Here is a 6,678-nt window from a genome sequence, read left to right as displayed (position 1 = left end):
GCTGCCGCCCCCTCGTCTGAATCACGGCCCAATGTTGACCGGTTGAAGGCTCGCCTGCTGGAGCGCCTGGAATCCGCTCTGGTTCACCTGCTGCCCGCCGGAAAGGTTCGCAGTGGCAGGTTTTACGTTGGTGATGTGCAGGGCAACCCAGGTGACAGCATGGTGGTGGAACTCTCCGGCTCCAAGGCGGGCATGTGGTGTGATCATGCCACGGGCCAGGGGGGCGACATTATTGGCCTGTGGGCAGAGGTGCATCATTGGGATACCAGGAGCGATTTTCCGAAAATTCTGGACGACATCAGCTCATGGCTGGGAGAGGCCACTCCCAGCATGCGCCCCAAGACCAACCGAAATGCCCCGCCCATGGATGAATTGGGCCCTCCCACCGGACAATGGGACTACCACGACCGGGACGGAAGCCTGCTGTGCCGCATGTACCGGTACGATCCTCCATCCGGCAAGCAGTTCCGCCCCTGGGATGTTCGTGCCCGTCGCCATCAGGCACCCGATCCGCGCCCACTCTACAACCTGCCAGCGGTCGTGGCCAGCGACCGTGTGGTCCTGGTTGAGGGTGAGAAATGCGCCGACGCACTGAAATCCATCGGCATCGTTGCTACCACCGCCATGCACGGTGCCAACGCGCCGGTTGAAAAGACCGACTGGTCGCCATTGGCTGGCAGGCATCTGCTGATCTGGCCGGACAAGGATATGCCCGGTTGGGACCATGCCGTCAACGTAGCCCGTGCCGCTCTGCAGGCCGGTGCAGTGCATGTTGCCATCCTGATGCCGCCCGATGACAGACCACCCAAATGGGACGCGGCCGATGCCATCGCCGAAGGGATGAATGTCCATGAATTTCTGGACAGTGCCGAACGGCAGGAGATGCAACATACCGCCACAACGGTTTCCAAGTCCCGGTTCAACCTGCTGGATTGGACCTTCGACCGTTACGTTGGTCCCCCTCCGGAACGCAAGTGGTTGATCCGTGGTGTCCTGCCTCTGGCCGTGCCCGGCATGGTGGCGGCCATTGGTGGAGCCGGGAAAAGCATGCTCCTTCTGGACCTTGTGGTAAAAACAGCCTCCGTGGTTCCTGGAATGACGATGCCGCTGTTTGCATTGGGAGGCCAACTCGAACCGGAAATCGGTACCGCCGTCATGCTGACCGCCGAGGATGATCAAGAGGAGGTGCATCGGCGACTGTACGGTCTCTCCCCACAACTGACAAAAAATTCCCGGCTGATCGTGCTGCCCCTGCCAAATGCCGGGGGCGCGTTCCCGTTGGTGAGTGTCGGACGGGACGGGCCCACCCTGACCAAAGAGTATGACGACTTGCGCGATGACCTGTTGGCCATCCCTGACTTGCGGCTGGTGGTCATTGATCCCCTGCAGAGTTTTGCCGGTGCCGATGTCAACGCAGACCCAGCGGCGGGAAACATGTTTTTTGCCGCACTGGGCCGTATTGCGGCGGAAACCAGGGCAACCGTACTGGCAACGCACCATTTTCGCAAGGCCGGGAACCGGGCGATTCTGACAGCCAGCGATGCACGCGAGGCCATTCGCGGAACCACTGCGCTCGTGGATGGTGGGCGATGGAGCTATGCCATATGGGGGGTCGATGCGGAAGAGTCGGAACAAATATGTCAACAGCTTGGAGCACACTACGAACGCGATACGGTGTTCCGGGGCGCAGTGGTAAAGAGCAACTGGCCGACAGACAAAACGGTGCGCATTTTTGTGCGCGATTCGTTCACCGGTCTCCTGACGGACAGAACGACGGATCTGCGCGTTTTGACCATGCCCGATTATGAGTTGGCGGACCTTCTGGTCGACGCCATCAAGCAAGCTGCCATCAATGGTCGGCCATTTACCCACACCGGTGGACCTGGTGTTTACCGGCAGCGAAACCGTCTGCCTCCATTTTTTCACGAGATTGGCCGGGCGCGCCTTGAGGCATTGGTGCAGCAGCTCATGAATGAACGTCCGTCAAGAGTGGTGAAGGGCATGGCTACCGGTTCCCACGAACCGAAATGGCTTGACGTGCCAGACGGTCCTTTTGCCAAAGGGTGTGGGGAGTTTGTGCATGGTGCAGACGACATTGAAGAGTGAATCGTATGTTCCCGACGGTGGATTTTCCACATTTCAGTCTGCTTCCAGGCGTGGAAATCAGCACCCGGGGAATGCATGGAAAAGGTCCAAAAGCGGGGTTGGAGGCTTTTGGGAAGAGGCCGGGAACGGAATCCGTTCCCGAAGGAGAATGTAAAATTATTTCAATTGGTTAATGCAAAAAAGTGTGTCGGGAATTCCCGAAGGTGCCGGGAACGTAAATAACAAGCAATTTCAATTGGTTGGTGCCACTTTTTGGCGTCGGGAACGAGTCTGTTCCCGGAGGTTTTTGGGAACGTAGAACATATTGAAAATAAAAATGAAATTCTTCCATTCCCAATTCCCGGCTACTCCCCTACACGCGTGCGCGGGGATATTTATATATCCCCGCGCACAGCGGGAACGGGAAGCGGGAACGGGGGCAAACAGGTAAACAACAAGCTGGGACGGGTGGCGACGATGATCTTGGCCGGTCGCGTCGCCACCCTGACCACATCAACCCACAGGAGGAAGAAATGGCTGGAGCAACTTTGCCCTACAAGGGCACCTCAGGGGAAGGGACGATCCTCACCCTGGACTTGGGAACAAAAATGGGATGGGCGTTGCGTCAGGGTGACGGCACCATCACCAACGGCACGGTGGAGTTCAAGCCGGGCCGGTTCGAGGGGGGTGGCATGGCCTTCGTTCGGTTCAAGCATTGGCTGGATGAGGTAAACCGGTTTGCCGGACCGATCCAGGCGATCTGGTTTGAAGAGGTCCGTGCCCATGCCGGTGTGATGGCCGCCCATGTCTACGGAGGGTTCCTGGCGCATCTGACTGCCTGGGCCGAGCAGCAGGAGATTCCATACCGGGGTGTGCCGGTCGGTACCATCAAACGGCACGCCACGGGGAAAGGCAATGCGTCCAAGGCTGAGGTGATCGAAGCCATGCGTCGGAAGGGTCATAACCCTGCCGATGACAATGCCGCCGATGCGTTGGCTATTTTGCACTGGGTGCTCGACGAAGAGGTGATGCCATGATCGGCGGGCCAGCGCAACCCCGTTCATCTCTGGGGCGGGTTCAGGGATTCACCATCAATGCCGAGGCTGCCAAGGTGTTCGGCTGGAACAGCCACGGCATTCTCGTCGTGGCAGAGAACGACACGCGCCTCACCTGGGTGGAGCAGGAGTTGGTGCGTCAGCTTGGGGAGAAACTGTATGGGCGTGGACACAGGGGGAAGCAGCATGGACAAAAACGGTAACAGCAAATGGACCGCAAAAATGGTGGCCGCCCAAATGGAAGAGGCAGTCAGAACCCTGCGGTTACTGCGCATCAGCGGGTTGAAGCCCAGGGGCTATGTCAGTAGTTGGCCGGAGGTGGTGATTGACCTCGCCGACGCATCGGGACAGGATGAGGTAAAACTCCGGCTTGACCCTCCAACCCCGGAGGCCATCACCCGCATGGACGAGGCATTGCAGTGGCTGTGCTGGTTGGAACCGGACCAGGCGCGGCTGGTGTGGATGCATGCCGAGGGGATGCCGCGCAAGACGATCTGCGCCAAGGTGGGGATGAGCAGGATGACAGCCTGGCGTGTCTGGATGGCATCGCTTATGACCATCGCGTCGGCAATCAACGTGAGCAAGAGGGCAATGCAATCGGGTGAGAGCAAGGAAGAACTGTTCCACCGGGAATACCTCCGCACGGGGAATGCGAGTGCGGCGTACAGGATGGTGTTTTCGTGCGAAGGTTTGTCGAACGATATCATTCACGACAGATCACGGCGGTTGGTAAAAAAACACCAAACCGGCAGCAAGGTACCCGCGAAAACGGTATCAACCGGCGGAACCGGCGCAAGGTAGATGGCAGCAACCGGCGAAACCGGCGAAGAACAGCGAACGGCAAACTTCCAACCGATTGATTTCAATGTCCCTGCAGAAATAGTTGTTGGGATGGCTTATCCCAACAACTATTATTGGGACAAGTTTGACAGAATCTGATACGATTCTCGCTATGATTGGGGAAGCACACGCACGGTAACCACATCTGCCCATGCACCCGCTCACCAAAGCCCGTCCGGGGAAACTCGCGACGGGTTTTTTGTTGCTGCAAACCCACAGCCGCCATTGCGCGGCTTTTTTTATGCCCTGTTGGCGCGGGGCGTGGTTTGGAGGAAGAGATTCGCCGGACCTTCCGATGGCTCCCGGTGATCGCCTTCCGCGATCCCTGCTTCCTCCCAGGTGTGCCAACACCGGGAGCCTTCTGGAGGTAATTACCATGACAGAAACCACGACATTACCTATCAGCAGCATCACCGTCGGCAAACGGCACCGACAGGACATGGGAAACATCCAGCACTTGGCCGACAGCATCCGCGATATCGGACTCCTGCAGCCAATCGGCGTGAATCCAGAGCATCAATTGGTATTCGGCCATCGGCGACTGGAAGCCTGCCGATCACTTGGCTGGGAGAGCATCCAAGTTCGCATCGTCGATGCGCCAGCCATCATGGCCGAACACGACGAAAACGAAATCCGAAAAGACTTTACACCCTCCGAGCGGATGGCTATTGGCCGGGAGATTGAGGAGGCTATCGGGAATCGGAGTGGGCAACGGATGGACATCATTAAACCGGAACCTCGGGAAAATTTTCCCGAGGTTAAACCGGGACAACGAACCAGCGACATCGCTGCTCAACATGCCGGGTTTGGAAATTATAAAACATACCAGCAGGCAAAGGTTGTTGTTGACCATGGCACGCCAGAATTGGTTGAGGCGATGGACCGGGGTGACATAAGCATTTCGGCAGCCGCCACCATCGCCAAATTGCCACCGACAGAGCAGCAGGCGGTTGTCGCCGGTGGAAAGGATGCCGTCCTTGGTTATGTCCGGCAGGCCCGCGACGCACAATCGGAAAACAGGGCAGAAAAGTCTGAATCTGCTCAGACACCCGTATCGGTCGATGGTCATGCCTGTACCGCCATGCATGCCAATCCAGAATCTGAACCTGATTCAGTCCCAGAGCAGTCGAAGTCTGGTGTTCAGACAATGCTTGCTGGCTTGTCAGGCAACTGCGAGTGGTACACGCCGTCGAAGTGGGTCGAGATGGCCAGGACAGCCATGGGCAGCATTGATGTCGACCCAGCATCGCATTATGTGGCCCAACGCACGGTGCAGGCTGACGACTGGTACGACCAAGAGCGAGATGGGTTGAAGCACGACTGGCCCGGCAATGTCTGGCTGAATCCCCCCTATGCCCGTGGGTTGATCGAGGCATTCATCGAAAAGGTTGTATCGCAGTTCCAGTCCGGCATCACAGAACAAGCTGTCATTCTCGTGGACAGCCGGTCGGATACGAAATGGTTCCACGCGCTCTGCTCGGCGGCATCGGCTGTGGCATTTACCAAAGGCCGGGTGAATTTCTACAACCAATCGACTGAATCGTCATCCCCCGTGAGCGGGAGTGCTTTTGTTTACCTGGGATCATGCCCAGACATGTTTCATGCCGCATTTTCGATGGAGTGTCTGGTTTTGTATCCGGCAACAAGGGCATGAAGCAACCTTCTGCAAAACCCAACCCCTTCAACTGGGACTGTGATAGAGACGGTTGTTTCAACGACAAAAAACGTCTGCAACTTGACGTGTTTGGAGAATGCTTCCCGGACAACATCCAGATGGGTGACGTGGATGGCATCGTCGAAATCAACGGACGATTTCTTATGCTGGAATGGAAGTCCAATGCCAGGCTCAGCACCGGACAGAGGATCATGTTCGAGCGGATCACCCGCTTTTCTCCGGCAGATGTCGTGGTCGTTGTAGGCGACGCCGCAACAATGCAGCCAGTGCAATACCGGCATTTCTGGGAAGGCAGATGCTCGGAATGGTTTTTCGGCAGCCTGGAGGCAGTGAAATATCTGTTCAAAAAATGGGCGCGGTTTGCTCTTGGCGATGGCAGCCTAACCAGACGACATGCAATGGAGATTACCCCAATGAATGGTTTAAACCCACAACAATTCCGCAGCCTGATCATCCGGCCCACCCTGCGCCGACTCGACATGTGGAGCGAGGCGGCTGAAGAGTTGCTGCTCGGCACCGCCATTCAGGAATCGGCACTGCACTACCTGCAGCAGATGGGTGGTGGCCCCGCCATGGGATTCTGGCAAATGGAACGCGCTACCCATGACGACCTCTGGCTGAATTTCCTGAACGGTCGGACAAAGCTGGGGCTGAACGTGCTGGGGCCGTACACCAAACCAGAGGCGACTCGCATGGTTTGGGATTTGTCGTATGCCTGCGCCATGTGCCGAATCCACTACCTGCGCTGTCCAGATGCTCTGCCACCTGCTGGCGACATTGCCGGTCAGGCCGCCTACTGGAAGCGGTGGTACAACACCCCTCTCGGAAAAGGCACGGTCGAGCAGTACCTCGAAAGTTGGCGCGTTGCGATGGGAGACACACCATGACGAACACACCCTGGCCACACTTTTCCGAATCAGAACTGCGTTGTCACTGCGGATGTTGCCGACAGGATATGGACGCAGACTTTCTGCTGAAGCTGGAAGCCTTGCGCATGGCCTACGGCAAACCGATGCCGGTGAG

At 57.5% G+C, this 6,678-nt stretch carries 7 protein-coding genes; all 7 read left to right on the top strand.

Going from position 1 to position 6,678, the window contains the following annotated elements:
* On the top strand, positions 1–2,106 hold a 2,106-nt coding region (locus EJP87_RS12710), incomplete at its 5' end, for an AAA family ATPase (protein ID WP_130472245.1).
* Positions 2,107–2,618: 512 nt separating this feature from the next.
* Positions 2,619–3,122 carry a hypothetical protein gene (locus EJP87_RS12705; protein ID WP_130472244.1) on the top strand — a complete coding sequence of 168 codons (504 nt, stop codon included), beginning with the start codon at positions 2,619–2,621 and terminating at the stop codon, positions 3,120–3,122.
* Positions 3,119–3,343: a hypothetical protein gene (locus EJP87_RS12700; protein WP_130472243.1), complete on the top strand. Its 225-nt coding sequence runs from the start codon at positions 3,119–3,121 to the stop codon at positions 3,341–3,343. Before EJP87_RS12705 ends, EJP87_RS12700 begins: the two co-directional genes overlap by 4 nt.
* Entirely contained in the window at positions 3,327–3,941 is a 615-nt protein-coding gene (locus EJP87_RS12695) for a DUF6362 family protein (protein ID WP_193771361.1), read from the top strand. Before EJP87_RS12700 ends, EJP87_RS12695 begins: the two co-directional genes overlap by 17 nt.
* The gene (locus tag EJP87_RS17905; protein WP_193771360.1) at positions 3,942–4,079 is read left to right on the top strand and encodes a hypothetical protein; all 138 of its coding nucleotides are present in this window, start codon (positions 3,942–3,944) and stop codon (positions 4,077–4,079) included.
* Between the two features lie 277 nt (positions 4,080–4,356).
* Positions 4,357–5,634 (top strand): DNA N-6-adenine-methyltransferase, encoded by a 1,278-nt coding sequence (locus EJP87_RS12690; protein WP_193771359.1) that lies wholly within the window; start codon positions 4,357–4,359, stop codon positions 5,632–5,634.
* A complete protein-coding gene (locus EJP87_RS18600) occupies positions 5,631–6,542 on the top strand; it encodes a hypothetical protein (protein ID WP_227657621.1) in 912 nt (303 codons plus the stop codon). The genes EJP87_RS12690 and EJP87_RS18600 overlap by 4 nt, the downstream gene beginning before the upstream one ends.
* Positions 6,543–6,678 lie beyond the last annotated feature (136 nt).

It is taken from the genome of Candidatus Magnetaquicoccus inordinatus, from assembly GCF_004217665.1.
Lineage (GTDB): Bacteria > Pseudomonadota > Magnetococcia > Magnetococcales > Magnetaquicoccaceae > Magnetaquicoccus > Magnetaquicoccus inordinatus.
Note: the sequence above shows the minus strand (reverse complement) of the source record. Positions and strands in the feature narration are given on the sequence as shown.